The 19,325-nt window shown below is 71.7% G+C and carries 17 protein-coding genes and 1 pseudogene; 15 read left to right on the top strand and 3 right to left on the bottom strand.

Going from position 1 to position 19,325, the window contains the following annotated elements; translation table 11 throughout:
* Window positions 1–175: 175 nt before the first annotated feature.
* The 9 genes from ACZ7OY_RS08250 (at window position 176) to ACZ7OY_RS08210 (ending at window position 10,230) form a co-directional block, all read left to right on the top strand.
* Window positions 176–1,492, top strand: coding sequence for an ABC transporter substrate-binding protein (locus ACZ7OY_RS08250; protein ID WP_471910639.1), 1,317 nt, complete (start codon window positions 176–178; stop codon window positions 1,490–1,492).
* Between the two features lie 9 nt (window positions 1,493–1,501).
* Window positions 1,502–2,500, top strand: coding sequence for a carbohydrate ABC transporter permease (locus ACZ7OY_RS08245; protein WP_471910638.1), 999 nt, complete (start codon window positions 1,502–1,504; stop codon window positions 2,498–2,500).
* Between the two features lie 7 nt (window positions 2,501–2,507).
* Window positions 2,508–3,347 (top strand): carbohydrate ABC transporter permease, encoded by an 840-nt coding sequence (locus ACZ7OY_RS08240; RefSeq protein WP_152891050.1) that lies wholly within the window; start codon window positions 2,508–2,510, stop codon window positions 3,345–3,347.
* 107 nt (window positions 3,348–3,454) lie between these two features.
* Window positions 3,455–4,819, top strand: coding sequence for a GH1 family beta-glucosidase (locus ACZ7OY_RS08235; RefSeq protein WP_471910637.1), 1,365 nt, complete (start codon window positions 3,455–3,457; stop codon window positions 4,817–4,819).
* 226 nt (window positions 4,820–5,045) lie between these two features.
* Window positions 5,046–6,956, top strand: a complete 1,911-nt coding sequence (locus ACZ7OY_RS08230; protein ID WP_471910636.1) for a discoidin domain-containing protein — start codon at window positions 5,046–5,048, stop codon at window positions 6,954–6,956.
* 302 nt (window positions 6,957–7,258) lie between these two features.
* Entirely contained in the window at window positions 7,259–7,798 is a 540-nt protein-coding gene (locus ACZ7OY_RS08225; RefSeq protein WP_471910635.1) for a hypothetical protein, read from the top strand.
* A gap of 176 nt (window positions 7,799–7,974) precedes the next feature.
* Window positions 7,975–8,796 (top strand): SAM-dependent methyltransferase, encoded by an 822-nt coding sequence (locus tag ACZ7OY_RS08220; RefSeq protein ID WP_471910634.1) that lies wholly within the window; start codon window positions 7,975–7,977, stop codon window positions 8,794–8,796.
* Window positions 8,797–8,827: 31 nt separating this feature from the next.
* The gene (locus ACZ7OY_RS08215; protein WP_471910633.1) at window positions 8,828–9,460 is read left to right on the top strand and encodes a hypothetical protein; all 633 of its coding nucleotides are present in this window, start codon (window positions 8,828–8,830) and stop codon (window positions 9,458–9,460) included.
* Window positions 9,461–9,498: 38 nt separating this feature from the next.
* A complete protein-coding gene (locus tag ACZ7OY_RS08210) occupies window positions 9,499–10,230 on the top strand; it encodes a YcnI family copper-binding membrane protein (protein ID WP_471910632.1) in 732 nt (243 codons plus the stop codon).
* 156 nt (window positions 10,231–10,386) lie between these two features.
* Here the strand turns inward: ACZ7OY_RS08210 and ACZ7OY_RS08205 are convergent, their stop codons facing one another.
* A complete protein-coding gene (locus tag ACZ7OY_RS08205; RefSeq protein ID WP_471910631.1) occupies window positions 10,387–11,154 on the bottom strand; it encodes a CDP-alcohol phosphatidyltransferase family protein in 768 nt (255 codons plus the stop codon).
* Window positions 11,155–11,261: 107 nt separating this feature from the next.
* Between ACZ7OY_RS08205 and ACZ7OY_RS08200 the strand changes: the two genes are divergently transcribed.
* The 5 genes and pseudogenes from ACZ7OY_RS08200 to ACZ7OY_RS08180 all read left to right on the top strand — a co-directional run.
* Window positions 11,262–12,242 (top strand): zinc-dependent alcohol dehydrogenase, encoded by a 981-nt coding sequence (locus ACZ7OY_RS08200; RefSeq protein WP_471910630.1) that lies wholly within the window; start codon window positions 11,262–11,264, stop codon window positions 12,240–12,242.
* A 114-nt stretch (window positions 12,243–12,356) separates the two neighbouring features.
* Window positions 12,357–12,755, top strand: a complete 399-nt coding sequence (locus tag ACZ7OY_RS08195) for a 6-pyruvoyl trahydropterin synthase family protein (RefSeq protein ID WP_152891032.1) — start codon at window positions 12,357–12,359, stop codon at window positions 12,753–12,755.
* Window positions 12,752–13,933, top strand: a complete 1,182-nt coding sequence (locus ACZ7OY_RS08190) for a glycosyltransferase family 4 protein (RefSeq protein ID WP_471910629.1) — start codon at window positions 12,752–12,754, stop codon at window positions 13,931–13,933. The genes ACZ7OY_RS08195 and ACZ7OY_RS08190 overlap by 4 nt, the downstream gene beginning before the upstream one ends.
* Before the next feature lie 164 nt (window positions 13,934–14,097).
* On the top strand, window positions 14,098–15,045 hold the full coding sequence (locus ACZ7OY_RS08185; RefSeq protein WP_471911190.1) for a methyltransferase domain-containing protein: 948 nt from the start codon (window positions 14,098–14,100) through the stop codon (window positions 15,043–15,045).
* Window positions 15,042–16,199: pseudogene (locus ACZ7OY_RS08180) on the top strand (lysylphosphatidylglycerol synthase transmembrane domain-containing protein); the annotation flags it as partial. The gene ACZ7OY_RS08185 and the pseudogene ACZ7OY_RS08180, both read left to right, overlap by 4 nt.
* 209 nt (window positions 16,200–16,408) lie before the next feature.
* Here ACZ7OY_RS08180 and ACZ7OY_RS08175 read toward each other — a convergent pair.
* Complete coding sequence (locus tag ACZ7OY_RS08175) at window positions 16,409–17,230, bottom strand: creatininase family protein (RefSeq protein ID WP_471910628.1); 822 nt, start codon at window positions 17,228–17,230, stop codon at window positions 16,409–16,411.
* A gap of 38 nt (window positions 17,231–17,268) precedes the next feature.
* Between ACZ7OY_RS08175 and ribA the strand changes: the two genes are divergently transcribed.
* Window positions 17,269–17,928: a GTP cyclohydrolase II gene (gene ribA / locus ACZ7OY_RS08170; RefSeq protein WP_152891040.1), complete on the top strand. Its 660-nt coding sequence runs from the start codon at window positions 17,269–17,271 to the stop codon at window positions 17,926–17,928.
* Between the two features lie 124 nt (window positions 17,929–18,052).
* Here the strand turns inward: ribA and ACZ7OY_RS08165 are convergent, their stop codons facing one another.
* A complete protein-coding gene (locus tag ACZ7OY_RS08165) occupies window positions 18,053–19,282 on the bottom strand; it encodes a serine hydrolase domain-containing protein (RefSeq protein ID WP_471910627.1) in 1,230 nt (409 codons plus the stop codon).
* Window positions 19,283–19,325: the final 43 nt, after the last annotated feature.

Genomic DNA, 19,325 nt, shown 5'->3' with positions numbered 1-19,325 from the left:
CCCGATCCGGACGGTGCCGCCCGGGGAGACCCTGCCGGATGTCTTGACGCGTTCTTCTTCCGAGGTTTAACTCACGTCGTAAATTAAGCCATGAGGGGCTTCGGGAGTCGAACGGGGTGTCACTTCCGCGGCCTGCCTCCGGGTTCACGACTCCAGGAAAGGGACACCAGGAGCCATGCGCAGCATCCGAGCCGCGGCCGTCGGCGCCGTCACCATGTCACTCGCTCTCGCCGCCACGGCCTGCGGAGGCGGATCCGCGACCGGCGGTGGGTCGAACGACTCGCCGAAGACGCTCACCTACTGGGCCTCCAACCAGGGCGCCAGCATCGAGGTCGACAAGAAGGTCCTCCAGCCCGAACTCGACAAGTTCGAGAAGCAGACCGGGATCAAGGTCAAGCTGGAGGTGGTCCCCTGGTCCGACCTGCTGAACCGGATCCTCACCGCCACCACCTCCGGCCAGGGCCCCGACGTCCTCAACATAGGCAACACCTGGAGCGCCTCGCTCCAGGCCACCGGGGCGCTGCTGCCGTGGGACGCGAAGCAGTTCGCCGCGATCGGCGGCAAGGACCGCTTCGTCGCCTCCGCGCTCGGCTCGACCGGCGCCGAGGGCAAGGACCCGGCCGCGGTGCCGCTGTACTCGATGGCGTACGCGCTCTACTACAACAAGAAGATGTTCGCCGACGCCGGCATCGCCAACCCGCCGGCCACCTGGGCCGAGCTGATCGCCGACGGCAAGAAGCTGTCCAAGGGCGGCAAGTGGGGCCTGGGCGCCGAGGGTTCGAACCCGTCCGAGAACATCCACCACGTCTTCGTCTTCGCCAAGCAGCACGGCGCCGACTTCTTCACCGCCGACGGCAAGCCCGACTTCACCAACGACGGCGTGGTCAGCGCGGTCCAGCAGTACGTCGGCCTGATGGCCTCCGACAAGATCATCGCGCCGGGCAACGCCGAGTACGCGCAGAACCAGTCCGTCAGCGACTTCGCCAAGGGCAAGAACGCGATGCTGCTGTGGCAGTCCGCGTCCGCCAACCTCAAGTCCCAGGGCATGAGCGAGGCCGACTACGGCATCGCCCCGGTCCCCGTGCAGTCCGGCACCCCCGGTACCGGCACCAACGTCAACTCCATGGTCGCCGGCATCAACATGGCGGTCTTCAAGAACACCCACAACCTCGACGGCGCCACCGAGTTCGTGAAGTTCATGACGAGCGACGCCGAGCAGAAGATCCTCAACACCTCGTACAGCTCCATTCCGCCGGTCGCCGCCGCACAGGCGGACACCGCCTTCAACACCCCGTCCAACGCGGTCCTGAAGGACACGCTCGCCAAGAGCGCCGCGGCGCTGCCGCAGGTTGCCGACGAGTCCCAGTTCGAGACGGCCGTCGGCACGGCCGTCAAGGAACTGTTCGCGGACGCGGCGGCCGGACGCGCGGTCACCGCCGAGTCGGTGAAGGCGAAGCTCGAGAAGGCCCAGCAGCAGATGCCGACCAAGTAAGTGAGCACCATGACCACCACTGTCTCCACGGAGGCCGGGGGGCGGACGGTGCGCAAGGACGCCCCCGGTGCGGCGCGCGGCTCCCGCCGCCGCACCGGGCGGCTCCGCCGCGCCGGACTCCCGTATTTCCTGCTTCTGCCTGCGCTGATCCTCGAACTCCTGGTCCATCTGGTGCCGATGGTGATCGGCATCGTGATGAGCTTCAAGGAGCTCACCCAGTTCTTCATCCGGGACTGGAGCACCGCGCCGTGGTCCGGCCTGGACAACTACACGGTGTCGGTGGACTTCGACGCGCCCGTCGGCGAGGCCCTGCTCCACTCCTTCCTGGTCACCGTCGCCTTCACGCTGCTGTCCGTCGGCCTGTGCTGGCTGATCGGCACGGCGGCGGCGATCTGCATGCAGGACGCCTTCCGCGGCCGCGGTCTGCTGCGCGCCCTGTTCCTGGTGCCGTACGCCCTGCCGGTCTACGCGGCCGTGATCACCTGGGTGTTCATGTTCCAGCACGACAACGGCCTGGTGAACCACGTCCTGCACGACCAGCTGCACCTCACCGACCAGCCGTCCTTCTGGCTGATCGGCGACAACAGCTTCTACGCCCTGCTCACCGTGTCCGTGTGGAAGGGCTGGCCGTTCGCCTTCCTGATCGTGATGGCCGGCCTCCAGAACATCCCGCGGGAGCTGTACGAGGCGGCCGCCCTCGACGGCGCCGGCGTCTGGAAGCAGATCCGCCACATCACCCTGCCGTCGCTGAGCGCGGTCAACCAGGTGCTGGTCCTGGTGCTGTTCCTGTGGACGTTCAACGACTTCAACACGCCGTACGTCCTGTTCGGCAGGACCGCCCCCGCGGCCGCGGACCTCATCTCGGTCCACATCTACCAGGCGTCCTTCGTCACCTGGAACTTCGGCACCGGTTCGGCGATGTCGGTCCTGCTGCTGCTCTTCCTGCTCCTCGTCACCGGCGTGTACCTCGCCGTCACGTCCCGCGGACGGAGGACCTCCCGTGTCTGACTCGCCCATGGCGCAGCCGAGTTCGTTCGTATGGACCCGGCGGGTCTTCCTCACCCTGCTCACCGGGTTCGTGCTGCTGCCGGTCTACGTCATGATCTCCAGCTCCCTGAAGCCCCTCGCGGACGTCAGCGGCAAGTTCCGCTGGCTGCCCAGCGGTCTGACGATCCGTCCGTACATCGACATCTGGTCGACCGTCCCGCTCGCCAAGTACTTCGGCAACTCGCTGATCGTGGCGGGTGCCGCCACCGTCTGCTCGGTGGTGATCGCGGTCTTCTCCGCGTACGCCGTCAGCCGCTACGAGTTCCGCGGCAAGCGCGTGTTCACGGTGACCGTGCTGTCGACGCAGATGTTCCCCGGCATCCTCTTCCTCCTGCCGCTGTTCCTGCTCTACGTCAACATCGGCAACGCCACCGGCATCGCCCTGTTCGGCTCGCGCGGCGGCCTGATCCTCACGTATCTCACCTTTTCGCTCCCGTTCTCCATCTGGATGCTGATCGGGTACTTCGACTCGGTGCCGCGTGAACTCGACGAGGCGGCCCTGGTGGACGGCTGCGGACCGCTCGGCGCCCTGTTCCGGGTCGTGGTCCCGGCCGCGATCCCGGGCATCGTCGCGGTGGCCGTCTACGCCTTCATGACCGCCTGGGGCGAGGTGCTGTTCGCGTCGGTGATGACCAACGACGCCACCCGCACCCTCGCGGTCGGACTCCAGGGCTACTCCACGCTCAACGACGTCTACTGGAACCAGATCATGGCCGCCTCGCTGGTCGTCAGCGTGCCCGTGGTCGCCGGATTCCTGCTGCTCCAGCGCTATCTCGTCGCCGGCCTCACCGCCGGAGCGGTCAAGTGACCGACGCCGCGGAGGCTGCCGGTCGTACGGCCACCGGTCGTACGACCGGCGGCCGGACGGCAGCCGGTGAAGCGACGACCAACCCCCCTATTCCTGAGAGGGCTTCAGTGTCCGAACGTATCGACCTCGCCGCACTCCCGCACGACTTCCTGTGGGGCACGGCCACATCGGCGTACCAGATCGAGGGAGCCGTGGCGGAGGACGGCCGTTCCCCGTCGATCTGGGACACCTTCTCGCACACCCCCGGCAAGATCGACAACGACGACCACGGCGACGTCGCCTGCGACCACTACCACCGCTGGCGCGAGGACATCGGCCTGATGCGCCGCCTCGGCACCAACGCCTACCGGCTGTCCGTCGCCTGGCCGCGCGTCGTGCCCGGCGGCGACGGCCCGGTCAACCCCAAGGGCCTCGCCTTCTACGACGAGTTGGTCGACGCACTCCTGGAGGCGGGCATCACCCCCTCCGTCACCCTCTACCACTGGGACCTGCCGCAGGCGCTCCAGGACCGTGGCGGCTGGCCCGAGCGCGAGACCGCGGAGCACTTCGCCGCGTACGCCTCGGTCGTCGCCGAACGACTCGGCGACCGGGTCACCCACTGGACCACCCTCAACGAGCCCCTCTGCTCGGCCTGGATCGGCCACCTGGAGGGCAAGATGGCCCCCGGCCTCACCGACCTGACGGCCGCAGTCCGCGCCTCCTACCACCTCCTCCTCGGCCACGGCCTCGCCGCCCAGGCGATCCGCGCCGCCGCCCCGGACGCCGAGGTCGGCATCGTCAACAACCTCTCCACCGTCCACGCGGCGAGCGACCGCCCCGAGGACATCGCCGCCGCCCGCCGGATGGACGGCCACACCAACCGCTGGTGGCTGGACCCGGTGCACGGCCGCGGTTTCCCGGCCGACATGCGCGAGGTCTACGGCGTCGAACTCCCGGAGAAGCCGGGCGACATGGAGACGATCGCCGCCCCGCTCGACTGGCTCGGCCTGAACTACTACTTCCCGGCCACCGTCGCCGACGACCCCGAAGGCCCGGCCCCGCGCGCCCTTTCGGTCCGCCGGTCCGGCGTCCCGCGCACCGGCATGGACTGGGAGATCGACGCGAGCGGCATCGAGACGCTGTTGCTGCGCCTCACCGAGGAGTACGCCCCGCGCAAGCTGTATGTCACGGAGAACGGCTCGTCCTTCCCCGACGTCGTACGCCCCGACGGCACCGTCGACGACCCGGAGCGCCAGGACTACCTGGTCCGGCACCTCGCCGCCTGCGCGTCCGCCGCCCGCAAGGGCGCCCCGCTGGCCGGCTACTTCGCCTGGTCGCTGCTGGACAACTTCGAGTGGGCGTACGGCTACGACAAGCGCTTCGGCCTCGTCCACGTCGACTACCGCACCCAGGTGCGCACCATCAAGGGCACCGGCCACCGCTACGCCGACATCGTCCGCACCCACCGCGGACAGTCGAGCCGGGCCGCCTGAGGCCCGCCTGATACCCCTGCGGTGGGCGTGGGCGCGGGAGCCCGCGCCCACCGCGGGACCCATGTACGGCCCAGCGGGACCCATGTACGACCCCGCGGGAACACCCCTGCGACGAACCATGCGCAGCGAACCACGTGCAGCGAATCACGCGCACCGAATCACGCGCACCGAACCACGAACAGAAATGTCAGGTGCATGTCATAGCAACAGAACTGAGGAGAGCCGCATGCCATCCACCGCCCCACGGTCAGCCCGCTTCCCCCGCACCCCGCGCACCCTCATGACGGCCCTCGCCGCGCTGGCGCTGCTGTCCGCCGGCCCGGCCTTCGCCGCCCCCGTCGTCGCACAGCCCGCCGCCGCCGAAGCGGCCGGCTGGGACACCGACCGCGCCGCCGCGGCCTACGCCCTGAACCCGGCCGCCGTCACCGCCTCCGGCAGCGAGAACGGCGGCACCACCCCGGGCCTCGCCTTCGACGGCAACGGTGCCACCCGCTGGTCCAGCAACTTCGCCGACGACGCCTGGATCCGCCTCGACCTGGGCACCACGATCCGGATCGACCGGGTCACCCTCGACTGGGAGGCCGCGTACGGCAAGCGCTACGTGCTGGAGGTGTCGAGGAACGGCACCGACTGGACCCCCTTCTACACCGAGACCGCCGGCACCGGCGGCTCGCTCACCGCGCACACCTACCCCCAGGAGGCGACCGGCCGCTACGTCCGCCTGCGCGGCCTGGAACGCGCCACGCCGTACGGCTACTCCCTCTACTCCTTCAAGGTGTACGGCGGCGAACCCGCACCCGCGTCGGCGACCCGCGCCAACCTGGCCCTGAACCACCCGGCCTACTCGAACCTCTACCAACACGCCGGCAACTCACCGGCGTTCGTCACGGACGGCGGCTGGCCCGCCGATCTGAAGGGTGACGCCACCCGCTGGTCGAGCGACTGGAACGCGGACCGCTGGGTCTCGGTCGACCTCGGCGCCACCTCGACGATCTCCTCCGTGGACCTGTACTGGGAGGCGGCCTACGCCGTCGACTACCGGATCCAGGTCTCCGACGACAACCGCACCTGGCGCACGGTCTACCAGCCGTCCGCCGCCGACGTCGCCGCGCGCCGCGCGAACGTCAAGTCGCCGTCCGAGGCGGCGGGCCTGCACGACACCGTGACCCTCCCGTCCCCGGCCACCGGCCGCTATGTCCGCATGCTCGGCACGGAGCGCCGCTCCTTCTACAACCCGGCCCCCTACACCGCCCAGTTCGGCTACTCCCTCTACGAGTTCCAGGTCTGGGGCACCGGCGGCAGCGCCTCCGCCGTCTACCCGGCCCTCCCCGCCGACCAGCCGGGCAGCTACCGCACCACGTTCTTCGACGACTTCACCGGCGCCGCCCTCGATCGCTCCAAGTGGCGTGTCGTACGCACCGGAACGGAGATGGGCCCGGTCAACGGCGAGTCACAGGCATACGTCGACTCCACGGACAACATCCGTACCGAGAACGGCAGCCTGATCCTCAGGTCCAAGTACTGCAAGGGCTGCACCCAGGCGGGCGGCGGCACCTACGACTTCACCTCCGGCCGCATCGACACCAACACCAGGTTCGACTTCACCTACGGCCGGGTCAGCGCTCGTATGAAACTCCCGGTCGGCGACGGCTTCTGGCCCGCCTTCTGGCTGCTCGGCAGCAACGTCGACGACCCGTCCGTCTCCTGGCCGGCCTCCGGCGAGACCGACATCATGGAGAACATCGGCTACGCCGACTGGACGAGCTCCGCCCTGCACGGCCCCGGTTACTCGGCCGACGGCAACATCGGCGCCCGCCAGACCTACCCGAACGGCGGCCGCGCCGACCAGTGGCACACGTACGCCGTCGAATGGACCCCGACGGCGATGCGCTTCTACGTCGACGACCGGCTGGTCCAGGAGACCACCCGCAACAAGGTCGAGTCGACCCGCGGCCAATGGGTCTACGACCACGACCAGTACGTCATCCTCAACCTGGCCCTGGGCGGCGCCTACCCGGCCGGCTGGAACCAGGTCACCACCCCCTACTGGGGCCTGCCCCAGTCGAGCGTGGACCGCATCGCCGCCGGGGGAGTACAGGCGGAGGTGGACTGGGTGCGCGTGGAACAGAAGGGGTAGGGGGCTCGGGCCGGGTGGGGCGCAGCCGCAAGGCCCCTCCCGGCCCGCAGCGTCTCGTCGCCCGCGCGGATGCCGGAAACCGCCGGATCGGCCGGCCGGAACGGCGTGCGCAGAACAGTGCAGAGAACGTGCTGTCTCGTGCAGGCCGGGCCCGGACTCGGTCGCATCGTCACGGACGAGCGGCGTGCTCACACGATCGGATGACAATGGTGGCGACGGGCACGCGGGTCGGCCGCGGTCCGTTGGTTCGTGTGACGGGGAGCGTTCGGCGTTTCCCGCCACCGACGACCACGGGGGGTCTCATGAGCCTGAAGTTCCAGCGCAACGACGACGGCACACTCACCGGACACAACACCGAGACGGGGTTCACCGTCACCTCGGCCGACGAGGAGGAGGTGCGACGGTCACTGCACGAGGACGCCGGGTGGGAGTACACCCCACCGCCGTCGCCGGTGGCCCCCGGCTTCCACCGCTTCGCCCTGGTGCACGACGAGTTCGGCGACGGCGCCTTCGGCCACGAGCGCTACGAGGGCCTGCGGCTGCGACCGCCGAGCGGCTGCGAACCGGTTGACTGGGGAGGCTTCGCCCTGAAGTGCGAGCGGCCGGGGCGGACCCTGCTGGAGGCCGTGTCCGACACCGTGACGGAGATCCGCCGCGCCCACGGGCTGGTGATGAACAGCCTCGGCGTCGAGGACCCCGGCGAATGGCTGGGCGACGACAAGGACGGTTACGGGGCCCAGATCGTCGCCCATCTGATGCTGATGGCCGCCCACCGCGCGTCCCTCCTCGGCTACGGCAGAAAGGACCTGGTACGCCTCCTGGACGCGGCGGGCGCCGTCTAGCCGATCCGCGCCGATCGAACTCGGCTCAGAATCGCCCCAACTCGACGTCCCGCCAAGGGTTTTCTGGTCACTCCGGACTCAATCGCCTACGGTGATGCCGTCGGTCGGCCGTTCCGGTGCGGCGGCCGGCACGGATACGGGGCGAGGGCCCGTCATACACAGTCGAGGAGAAAACGGTGTCGGTCGAGTCGGCCTCGGGGTTGGTACCCATCGATTCCAGCAGGCCGCACCCGGCCCGTATGTACGACTACTACCTGGGCGGCAAGGACCACTACGTGGTGGACGCCGAGGCGGCCGAGCAGGTACTCGAACACACCCCGGACGCCCGCAGCTCCGCCCTCGCCAACCGGCTGTTCATGCACCGGGCCGTGCGGACGCTGGCGCGTGATCACGGGGTGCGGCAGTTCCTCGACATAGGCACCGGTGTGCCGACCGAGCCGAACCTGCACCAGGTCGCACAGGCCGAGGCCGCGGAGTGCCGGGTGTTCTACGCCGACAACGATCCGATCGTGCTGGCCCACGCGCGGGCCCTGCTGCGCGGTACCCCCGAGGGCCGCATCGCCTATGTGCAGGCGGACGTGCGGGAGCCGAAGTCCATCCTGGAGTCCTACGAGGCCCGGGCCACGCTCGACTTCGACCGGCCGATCGCGCTGAGCCTGTGCGCTCTGATGCACTTCGTGCCGGACGAGCACGGCGCGTACGAGGTGGTGCAGGAACTGGTCGACGCGTTGCCGTCCGGCAGCTTCCTCGTCCTCAGCCACGGCACCACCGACTTCGACCCGGAGGGCATGGCCCGTACGCAGGACGTGTACGTCCGTGCGGGCATCCCGATCCAACTGCGCTCCAGGGCCCGGACAGCCCGCTTCTTCGCCGGGCTGGACCTGCTGCCGCCGGGGCTGGCGGTGACGCACCGCTGGCACCCGGAGCCGGGCCAGCCGCTGGCCGACCTCACCGACGCCCAGTCCGGCTGCTACGGCGGGGTGGCCCGCAAGCCGTGACCGGGCGCCGTCCGTGGGAGGATCCCTCACCATGAGTGCGTCCCGGGCGGTACGGAGCCTGCGTGCCGCGGTTTTCGCCGCGGTGTGCGTGCTGCTTGCCGTGGCCGGGCACGGGCTCGGCACCGGGGACATGCCGCCGCTGTGGGCGGACGGTGCCGGGTTCCTCGCCGTCTTCGCGGCCGGATGGCTGCTCGGCGGCCGGGAACGGTCCCTGTCGGGCATCACCGCGGCCATGCTCGCCGTCCAGGCCGGACTGCACGCCTCGTTCTCCCGGACCACCACCACGGCCGAGCCGGTCATGCGGATGACCCGTGCGCAGACGACCCATGTGCACATGGCCCATATGCACATGGCCGGCCGGATGCCCGGCCCCACAGCCACCCACCCGCACGCCATGACCCCGCACGCGGTCCTCGCGCATGTGCTCGCCGCGCTCGTCGCCTCCTGGTGGCTGCGGCGCGGGGAGGCCGCCCTGTGGTCGTTGCTGCGGCGGGCGGTCGCCCTGCTGCCCGGACTCGCGGCCTGGTGGGGCAATCTCCCGGCGCCGTTCCTTCTGCCCGTCGCCCACCGTGCGCAGCCGGACGCGGTACCACCGCGGACGCTGCTGCTCCGGCACGCGGTGAGCCGCCGGGGGCCGCCCACCCGGATCCCGTACACCGTCTGACCCCGTCACTTCACTCCCGTACGGAGATCCACTCACCCATGTCCACGATCCGCACCACCACCCTGCGCCGCGCCGGTCTCGGCGCCGTGCTCGCCGCCGCCGGAGTCCTGGCCGCGGCCGGTGCCGCCTCCGCGCACGTCACCGTCCACCCCGAGAGCTACGCCAAGGGCGCCACCGACGGCCTCCTGACCTTCCGTGTCCCCAACGAGGACGACTCCGTCAGCACCACGAAGGTGCAGGTGTACCTGCCGACCGACCACCCCGTCCTCGGCGTGCTGGTCCGCCCGCACGACGGCTGGACGCCGAAGGTGACCACCACCAAGCTCAAGACGCCGGTCAAGACCGACGACGGCACCATCACCGAGGCCGTCTCCGAGATCACCTGGACCGGCGGGAAGATCGGGGCCGGGGGGTTCGAGGACTTCGACGTCGCTTTCGGGCAGCTGCCCGACGACACCGACGCGCTGACGTTCAAGGCGCTCCAGACCTACTCCGACGGCAAGGTCGTCCGCTGGATCGAGCAGGCCGAGGAGGGCGCGGACGAGCCGGAGAACCCGGCACCGGTGGTCAAGCTCACGGCGGGCGGCGACAGCGGGGCGGCCCCGGCCGCGAAGACCCCCGCGGCGACGGCCCCCGACAGCACCTCCGAGGCCGCCTCCGGCAGTGACTCCACCGCGCGCGGTCTGGGCATCGCCGGTCTGGTCGTCGGCGCGCTCGGGCTGGCCGCGGCGGCCTTCGCGTTCGTCCGGACGCGCTCCGCCCGCTCGTAGCACGCCCGGTCACGCCTGACGCCTGACGCCTGGCGTCCGACACCTGGCGTCCAACGCCGAAGGGCCCGGGCCACCACTGGTGGTCCGGGCCCTTCGGCCGTCCGTTCGTCCGGATGTGCCGACGGACGGGCGGACGGGCGGACGGGGGTCGTACGGTCAGTGCGCGGCCAGTTCCAGCACCTTCTGCTCGGCGTGGGCGGTCTGCTCGGGCCGACGCGAGGTCGCCCACAGCCACAGCACGTCCCGGCCGAACGACCACACCAGCAGCGCCAGCGCCAGCAGCGCCACCGCGAAGTCGGCCGCGTACGGCAGGAGTCCGGAGCCCGCCAGTAGCAACAGGACGCCCTGGAGCGCGGCGACCGTCTTGCGGGCGGTGCTCGGCGGCAGCGCGTTGTTCAGCCACGGCCACACCCGGGCGGCGGCGACGAAGGCGTAGCGCATACCGCCGATGAGCAGCACCCAGGGGCCGACCTCCATGGAGACGTAGACGCTGAGCACCAGGATCAGGAACGCGTCGACCTCCATGTCGAAGCGAGCGCCCAGCGCGGTCGACGTGCCGGTGCGCCGGGCCACCTTGCCGTCGACGCCGTCCAGGATCAGGGCCACGGCGGTCAGGCCGACCAGGAGGGTGACCGGCGGCGTGCTCTCGAAGGAGTCGGCGACCAGCGCGGTCACTCCGCCGACCAGGGTCGCGCGGCCGAGGGTGACCCGGTTGGCGGGGCCGAAGGAACGCAGTCCGGAGCGGTGCAGGGCGCGGGAGAGCACCGCCCAGGTCGCGATCGCGAACGTCAGGCCGGTCAGCCAGCCCGCCGGCCCCATCCCGATCGCCGTGCCGAGCAGGGCCAGCAACAGGATCTGTACGCCCGCTCCCACAGCGGTCTCCTGCTGGACCAGCCTTGCGTCGTAAGTGTTGTTCAGGGCCACCGCACATCCTCCGGCCGAGTGACAGAGTCGATCAACGCCGCGTACTGTGCGCGGCCTGTGCACATCTCGGTACGTGAACAACGTGTCGATCGTTCAGGAGGATGCCGATGAACCGTTCCGCCCGCGCCTTCTGGCTCCGCTCACCGGGTCACGGCGAGGTCCGTGAACTCACCCTCGCGGAGCCCGCCGTGGACGAGGTGGTGGTGCGGTCGCTGTGGTCCGGGATCAGCCGCGGCACGGAGACGCTGGTCTTCCGCGGCGGTGTCCCGGCCAGTCAGCACGCCGTCATGAGGGCGCCGTTCCAGGAGGGCGACTTCCCCGGACCGGTCAAGTACGGCTACCTCAACGTCGGCGTGGTGGAGGAGGGACCGGCTGAGCTGACCGGCCGTACGGTCTTCTGCCTCTATCCGCACCAGACGCGTTACGTCGTTCCGGTGAGCGCCGTGACCGTGGTGCCGGACAACGTGCCCGCCGAGCGGGCGGTGCTCGCCGGCACGGTGGAGACGGCCGTGAACGCGCTCTGGGACGCGGCCCCCCTGGTCGGCGACCGGATCGCCGTGGTCGGCGGCGGCATGGTCGGCTGCTCGGTGGCCGCCCTGCTCGCCCGCTTCCCGGGCGTGCGCGTGCAACTCGTCGACGCCGACCCGGCGCGCGCCTCGGTGGCCGAGGCGCTCGGCGTCGGCTTCGCCACCCCCGAACGCGCCCTCGGCGAGTGCGACCTCGTCGTGCACGCCAGCGCCACCGAACAGGGCCTCGCCCGGTCCCTGGAGCTGCTGCGCGCCGAGGGCACGGTCATCGAGCTGAGCTGGTACGGGGACCGCAGGGTCGCCCTGCCGCTCGGCGAGGCGTTCCACTCCCGCCGGCTCGCCATCCGCGGCAGCCAGGTCGGCACCGTCTCCCCGGCCCGCGCGAACCGCAGTTACGCCGACCGGCTCGCCCTCGCCCTGGACCTCCTCGCCGACCCGGCGCTGGACGCGCTGGTCACCGGCGAGTCCGCCTTCGAGGACCTCCCGGAGGTGATGCCGAGGCTCGCCTCGGGGGAGATTCCGGCGCTCTGCCACCGCGTCCGGTACGACAAGAGCGCCTGACCTGAGAAAAGAGTGAGAGACGGCTGAACACGGGGAAGCGAAGAGCCGTACTACACGGCATCCCCGGCGCGCTTCGGCCGGGGACCAGACGCGCCGCACCTGGAGGGTCGTCCGTTGTTCAGTGTCACCGTCCGCGATCACATCATGATCGCCCACAGCTTCCGCGGTGAGGTCTTCGGACCCGCGCAGCGCCTGCACGGAGCTACGTTCCTGGTGGACGCCACCTTCCGGCGCGAGGAGCTGGACGACGACAACATCGTCGTCGACATCGGCCTGGCGACCCAGGAACTCGGTGCCATCACCAGCGAGCTGAACTTCAGAAACCTGGACAACGAGCCGGACTTCGCGGGGATCAACACCTCGACGGAGTTCCTGGCCAAGGTCGTCGCCGACCGGCTGGCCGAGCGGGTCCACCTGGGCGCGCTCGGCGAGGGCGCCCGGGGCCTGACGGGCATCTCCGTCACCCTGCACGAGTCGCACGTCGCGTGGGCGAGTTACGAGCGTGCCCTGTGACCGACACGACCGTCGGGCACACGCCCCTCGCCTACGTGCCCGCACAGACCGTGGCCGGGAAGAACGGCGAGATCATCCCCATGTCCCTGCGCTCCGTGCACTTCGTGCTGCCGGGCGGTGTCGACGACCCCGCCGCGCCCAGCGGCGGCAACGCCTACGACCGGCGGGTCAGCCTGGACCTGCCCGGTTTCGGCTGGCAGGTCCACCAGCACGCTGTGCCCGGCAACTGGCCCCGCCCCGGCGCCGCCGCCCGTACCGAACTGGCCCGCACGCTCAGCCAGCTGCCCGACGGAGCGGTGGTCCTGCTGGACGGGATCGTCGCCTGCGGTGTCCCCGAGATCATCGTCCCGGAGGCCGAACGGCTGCGGCTCGCCGTCCTCGTACACCTGCCGCTCGGTGACGAGACCGGTCTGGCCGCCGAGGTGGCCGCCGATCTGGACGCCCGCGAGCGCACGGTCCTGCGGGCGGTGTCCGCGGTCGTCGCCACCAGCGACTGGGCGGTCCGCCGTCTGGTCTCGCACCACGGCCTCGCCCCCGACCGGGTCCATGTCGCCGCCCCCGGCGCCGACATCGCCCCCCTCGCCTCCGGCACCGACGGCGTCTCCCGGCTGCTGTGCGTCGCCGCGGTCACCCCGCGCAAGGGGCAGCACCGGCTGGTCGAGGCGCTCGCCGCGGCGGCCGACCTGCCGTGGAGCTGCGTGTGCGTCGGCGGGCTCGGCCAGGACCCCGAGTATGTCGCCCATCTGCGGAACCTGATCCGCGAGCACGGCCTGGAGGACCGGCTCCACCTCGCCGGACCGCAGGCCGGTGCCGAACTCGACGCCAGCTACGCGGCCGCCGACCTGATGGTCCTCACCTCCTACGCCGAGACGTACGGCATGGCGGTCACCGAGGCTCTCGCCCGTGGCATCCCGGTGCTGGCGACCGACGTCGGCGGCCTCCCGGAGGCCGTGGGCCGCGCCCCCGACGGCGGTGTCCCCGGCATCCTCGTCCCGCCGGAGGATCCCGCCGCGCTCGCCGCCGAACTGCGCGGCTGGTTCGGCGAGGCGGACGTACGGCGCCGTCTCAAGGCCGCGGCCCGCGGCCGCCGGGCCTCCCTCGGCGGCTGGGCGGCGACCGCCAAGACCCTCGCCGGTGTACTGGGCCGGCTCCCGAGCGAACCCCGGAGGGCGGCATGAGGAAGACGACGGCCACACCGGCGGACCTGGCGCGGCGCGTGCAGGTCATCCCGCCGCAGCCCGGACCACGGGAGGCCGCGGACACGGTGGAAGCGAACGGTACGGGAGCTGTGGTGGACGCAACGGACGTGACGGTCGCGACGGACACGGTGATCGCGACGGACATGGTGATCGCGCCGAACACGGAGATCGAGACGGACGCCGTGATCGCGGGCGCCGGGCCGGTCGGCCGGTCCGAGGAGCGGGCCACCGTACGGCTGCGGGAGAGCGGCCCCGACGAACCGCCGCGCTACGCCCCCGAGTGGCTGGAGCTGCGCGAGGGCGCCGACGCCGCGGCGCGGTCGCTGGACCTGCTGGACCCGCTGCGCGTGCGGCTCGCCAACCTGCCCGGCCGGGCCGGGTCCGTCATCCACGACCTGGGCTGCGGCACCGGCTCGATGGGCCGCTGGCTCGCCCCCCGCCTCGACGGCGCCCAGCACTGGGTCCTGCACGACCGCGACCCCTACCTGCTGCACTTCGCCGCCGTGGCCTCCCCGCGGTCGGCCGCCGACGGCAGCCGGGTCACCGTCGAGACGCGGCGCGGCGACGTCGCCCGGCTGACCCCGGACGCCCTGGCCGGCGCCTCGCTGGTGACGGCCTCGGCCCTGCTGGACGTGCTCACCCGCGAGGAGGTCGACACCCTCGCCGCGGCCTGCGCGGGCGCCGGATGCCCGGCGCTGCTGACGCTCTCCGTCGCCGGACGCGTCGAACTCACCCCCGCCGACCCGCTGGACGCGGAGATCACCGCGGCCTTCAACGCCCACCAGCGGCGCGACGGGCTGCTGGGTCCCGACGCCGTCACGGCCGCCTGCGAGGCCTTCTCCGCGCACGGCGCGACGGTGAAGCTGCACCCGAGCGCCTGGCGGCTCGGCCCCGACGAGCGCGCGCTGACCGCCCAGTGGCTGCGCGGCTGGGTCGGCGCCGCCGTCGAGGAGTGCCCCGAACTGGCCGAACGCGCCGAGGCCTACCTCGCGGACCGGCTCGCCACCTGCGCGGCCGGCGAGCTGAACGTCGTCGTCCACCACAGCGACCTGCTGGCACTGGCCAGGCCGACGGGCGGAGCGGCGTCATGACCGCGGAGACGGCGGGCGCGGTCGTGCCCGCGATGGCACGGCCGGTGCCGCGGACCGGAGCGGGCCGTGCGACGGCCCGGGCCGCCGTGGCCGGGTCCCGGGCCCGCAACGGGGCGATCGGGTCCGAGGGCTGTGACGCGGCCGACCGGACCGACTCGGCGGTACGCGGCGAGCAGTCCGTACGTGCCGGGGCGGCCGTGGGCGGCGAGCAGCCCGGGTCCGCCGACCCCGTACGGGCCGAGCGCGTCGCCGCCCCCGCGGCGGACGCCGACGTGTCCGCCGTCTCCGCGCCCGCCGTCTCCGCGAAGCGTTCCCGGGCGGTCCTCGCCCGGTTCGACTCCCGGGCGCTGCGCACCCATCTGGGCACCGCCGTCGGAGTCGCCATCCTGGCCGTCCTGCTGTGGCGGCTGGGCACCGGTGTCTTCCTGGACGGACTGCGGCGGATCGACGCGGTCACCCTGCTGCTGTCGGTCGGCATCGGCGCGGTCACCACGGTGTTCAGCGCCTGGCGCTGGGCGCTGGTCGCCCGTGGCCTGCGCATCGAGCTGCCGCTCGGCCCGGCCATCGCCGACTACTACCGCGCGCTGTTCCTGAACGCGGCCCTGCCCGGCGGCGTCCTCGGCGACGTCCACCGGGCCGTCCACCACGGACGGAGCGCCGGTGACATCGGGCGCGGGGTGCGGGCGGTGGTGCTGGAGCGGGTCGCGGGACAGGTCGCGCTCACCGTGGCAGGCGTAACGGTCCTGCTGGCGCTGCCGTCCCCGGTCAGGGACGATGCCCGCCACCTCGCGCCCCTCGTCGGCCTCGGCCTGCTGGGTGTGCTGGCCGTCTTCGCCGCCCTGCGGATGAACCGCGCTCCCGCGCAGTCGCGTCGCGGGCGGGCGCTGCGCGCGACGCTCGCCGAGGCCCGGGAAGGACTGCTGTCCCGGCGCAACGGGCCGGGTGTCGCGCTGTCCTCGGCGGTCGTGCTGGCGGGCCACCTGACGATGTTCGTGCTGGCCGCCCGGGTGACCGGGTCGGGCGCCTCCGTCCTGGTGCTGCTGCCGCTGGCCGTGCTCGCCCTGGTCGCCATGGGCCTGCCGCTGAACGTCGGCGGCTTCGGTCCCCGCGAGGGCGTCACCGTCTGGGCGTTCGGCGCTGCCGGGCTCGGCGCGAGCAACGGGCTGGCCGTCGCCGTCGTGTACGGGGTGCTCAGCTTCGTCGCCGCCCTGCCCGGCGCGCTGGTGCTGGTCGTGCGCTGGTACCAGGGGGTGCGGGCGGGCGGCCCGGCCGCAGTCGGCGCGACCGCCGGCACCGTCGTACCGGACGGGCCGGCCGGGCCCGTCGTACCGGACCCGGCCGCCGGCCGCGCACCCGACGGGCCCTACCGCCCGTCGGCCGCCCCCGAATCGGCGCCCGAGCCGTCGTCCGAGTCCTCGCCCGAGCCGTCGGCATCGCGTCCGGTGAGCAGCGAGAAATACGCGCCGAACGAATCGGTGAGAGCGGCCAGCAGCGCCTTTCCCTTTTCCGCGGAACCGAGGGACGGACGCCCGATCACACCGGAATCGGTATAGGCGGACATTCCCGTGGTGAGGAGATGACGACGGTCGTCCGCGACGAAATCGGCGGACTCGTAACCAGGACGGATCAATTCGGGATGAGCGTGCAGCAGGACGGAGGTCTCGATTTCTCCCGCGTGCATGTCGGTCAGCAGCGAGGTCTCCACCCCGGCCCGCTCCCGGGCCGCCTCCCAGTCCTCCGCGGCCGGGAACAGCGCCATCCGCTCACCGCGCGCGGAGGCTTCCTGGACGACGTTGCCCAGCACGTAGTTGCCGCCGTGGCCGTTGACCACCACCAGGACCTCGACGCCCGACCGGCGCAGCGACTCGGCGATGTCCCGCACCACCGCGTGCAGGGTGGCCGCGGAGATGCTGACGGTCCCCGGCCAGGCGGCGTGCTCGTGCGAACAGGAGATCGTCACCGGCGGAAGGAGGTGCACCGGGTACGCCTCGGCGATGTCCCGGGCCACGGCACAGGCGATCAGGGTGTCGGTCGCCAGCGGCAGGTACGGACCGTGCTGCTCGAAGCTGCCGACGGGAAGGACGGCGACCTGTGTTGAGCCGCCCGCCCCCCGCGTCCGTACGTCTTCCGTAGTGTCCGTCGGCACCGGACCGTATGCCGCCGTACGCGCGCCCGAACCACTCATTTCTTCACGGCCTTTCGTCTCTGCTTAGGAATCAGATCATGACAGACAACATCGGCGTACTCGGCAAGAAGTCCCCACAGCGCACGGGCGTGGAACGCGTTGTGAATGCCCCACTGCCCACCGTGTACGGGAAATTCCAGGCGATCGGTTACATGGACCACGACCGCGGCGACGAGCAAGTGGCCCTGGTCTACGGCGACATCGGTGCCGAGGGCGTGCTCACCCGGCTGCACTCGGAGTGCCTGACCGGCGACGCGTTCGGCTCCCAGCACTGCGAGTGCGGCGACCAGCTCGCCGCCGCGCTGCGCGCCGTGGTCGCCGAAGGCAGCGGCATAGTCGTCTACTTGAGGGGCCACGAGGGCCGCGGCATCGGCCTGCTCGGCAAGCTGCGCGCGATGGCCCTCCAGGCGGAGGGGCTCGACACGGTCGAGGCGAACCTCGCGCTCGGCCTGCCGGTGGACGCCCGGGACTACGGAGTGGCCGCCGGGATCCTGAACGACCTCGGCGTGCGTTCCGTCCGTCTGATGTCGAACAACCCGCGCAAGCGCGAGGACCTGGTACGGCACGGCATCCAGGTCGCCGAGACGGTGCCGCTGCTGATCCCGCCGTGCGAGAACAACATCACCTATCTCAGGACCAAGCGGGAGCGTCTCGACCACGTGCTGCCGCACCTCGACGCGGTGGCGCACTGGTCCTGACCCGCTCCGTGCGGTGTCCCGAGGCGCCGACGGCCGCGACAGCGGCGGCGAGCGCCGGCGACGGTGTCGGCAACGGCCCCGGCTCATCCCATGCCGGGGCCGCCCGCCGGGCGAAGCCGCGTCGTCAGTGCGCGGCGGCCTCGTGCACCAGCCGCTTCAGGTCCTGGTAGAGCGCGTGCGAGGACCGCGGGCGCACCTGGGTCAGGAACTGCACGCTCAGATCGCGGCTGGGGTCGACCCAGAACGTCGTCGTGGCCACCCCGCTCCAGCCGTACATGCCGAGACCGGTCGAGGCCTTGGTCCGGGCCGGGTCGATGACCACGGAGACGCCCAGGCCGAAGCCGACGCCCTCGTTGCCGGGCTCGTCGTGGGCCGGACGGCTGCCGAAGGTCCGCATGTCGACACCGCCGGGAAGCTGATTGCTCGTCATGAAGTCCACGGTGTCGGCGGAGAGCAGCCGGGTGCCGTCGACCTCCCCGCGGCGGCGCAGCAGTTCGGTGAACCGGTGCACGTCGTACGCACTCGCCACCATGCCCCCGCTGCCGGACAGGAACCGGGGCCGTCCGTGCAGCGGCAGTCCGGCGATCGGCTCGATACCGCCGTCGCCGGTCTCGCCGTACAGCTCCGCCAGCCGGCCCGCCTGGTCCACGGGGACACAGAACCCGGCGTCCGTCATTCCGAGCGGGCCGAAGACCCGCTCGGCGAGGAAGACGTCGAGCGGCTGCCCGGACACCACCTCGATGACCCGGCCCAGCACGTTGGTGGCGACCGAGTAGTTCCACTCGGTGCCCGGTTCGAACTGCAACGGCAGGCTCGCGTAGACGTCGATGGTCTGCGCCAGGTCCGCGCCCGACGGCACCGACGACTCCAGGCCGGCCGCCCGGTAGAGGGCGTCCACCGGGTGGGAGTGGTAGAAGGCGAAGGTCAGACCCGCCGTGTGGGTGAGCAGATGGCGGATCAGGATCGGTCCGTCGGCGGGCCGGGTGCGCATCTGGTCGCCGGAACCGTCGACGTACACCTGCGGGTCGGCGAAGGCGGGCAGATGACGGGCGACCGGGTCGTCGAGCGAGAGCCGGCCCTCCTCCATCAGCAGCAGCGCGGCAACGGTGGTGACCGGCTTGGTCATCGAGTAGATCCGGTACAGCGTGTCGGACTCGACCGGCAGACCGGCGGCGAGGTCGCGGTGACCGTACGTGGTGAGGTGGGCGACGCGGCCGCCGCGGGAGACCGCCACGAGATAGCCCGGCAGTCGGCCCGCCTCGACCTGCTGGGCGAAGTGCCGGTCGAGCCGGTCCAGTGCCTTGGGATCCAGTCCGACCTCACCCGGGTCGACCTCTTGTCGCAGCTGTGCCATCGTTCTCCTCCGGTCGCGCGCGTACGAGGTGCCGTCGGGCATA

It is taken from the genome of Streptomyces sp. NPDC107559 (assembly GCF_055657365.1).
Note: the sequence above shows the minus strand (reverse complement) of the source record. Positions and strands in the feature narration are given on the sequence as shown.

Coding starts and splice junctions, on each gene's coding strand:
- ACZ7OY_RS08250 (WP_471910639.1), top strand. CDS start 176: ATGCGCAGCATCCGAGCCGCGGCCGTCGGCGCCGTCACCATGTCACTC.
- ACZ7OY_RS08245 (WP_471910638.1), top strand. CDS start 1,502: ATGACCACCACTGTCTCCACGGAGGCCGGGGGGCGGACGGTGCGCAAG.
- ACZ7OY_RS08240 (WP_152891050.1), top strand. CDS start 2,508: ATGGCGCAGCCGAGTTCGTTCGTATGGACCCGGCGGGTCTTCCTCACC.
- ACZ7OY_RS08230 (WP_471910636.1), top strand. CDS start 5,046: ATGCCATCCACCGCCCCACGGTCAGCCCGCTTCCCCCGCACCCCGCGC.
- ACZ7OY_RS08225 (WP_471910635.1), top strand. CDS start 7,259: ATGAGCCTGAAGTTCCAGCGCAACGACGACGGCACACTCACCGGACAC.
- ACZ7OY_RS08215 (WP_471910633.1), top strand. CDS start 8,828: ATGAGTGCGTCCCGGGCGGTACGGAGCCTGCGTGCCGCGGTTTTCGCC.
- ACZ7OY_RS08210 (WP_471910632.1), top strand. CDS start 9,499: ATGTCCACGATCCGCACCACCACCCTGCGCCGCGCCGGTCTCGGCGCC.
- ACZ7OY_RS08200 (WP_471910630.1), top strand. CDS start 11,262: ATGAACCGTTCCGCCCGCGCCTTCTGGCTCCGCTCACCGGGTCACGGC.
- ACZ7OY_RS08185 (WP_471911190.1), top strand. CDS start 14,098: ATGGTGATCGCGCCGAACACGGAGATCGAGACGGACGCCGTGATCGCG.
- ACZ7OY_RS08175 (WP_471910628.1), bottom strand. CDS start 17,230: ATGAGTGGTTCGGGCGCGCGTACGGCGGCATACGGTCCGGTGCCGACG.
- ribA (WP_152891040.1), top strand. CDS start 17,269: ATGACAGACAACATCGGCGTACTCGGCAAGAAGTCCCCACAGCGCACG.
- ACZ7OY_RS08165 (WP_471910627.1), bottom strand. CDS start 19,282: ATGGCACAGCTGCGACAAGAGGTCGACCCGGGTGAGGTCGGACTGGAT.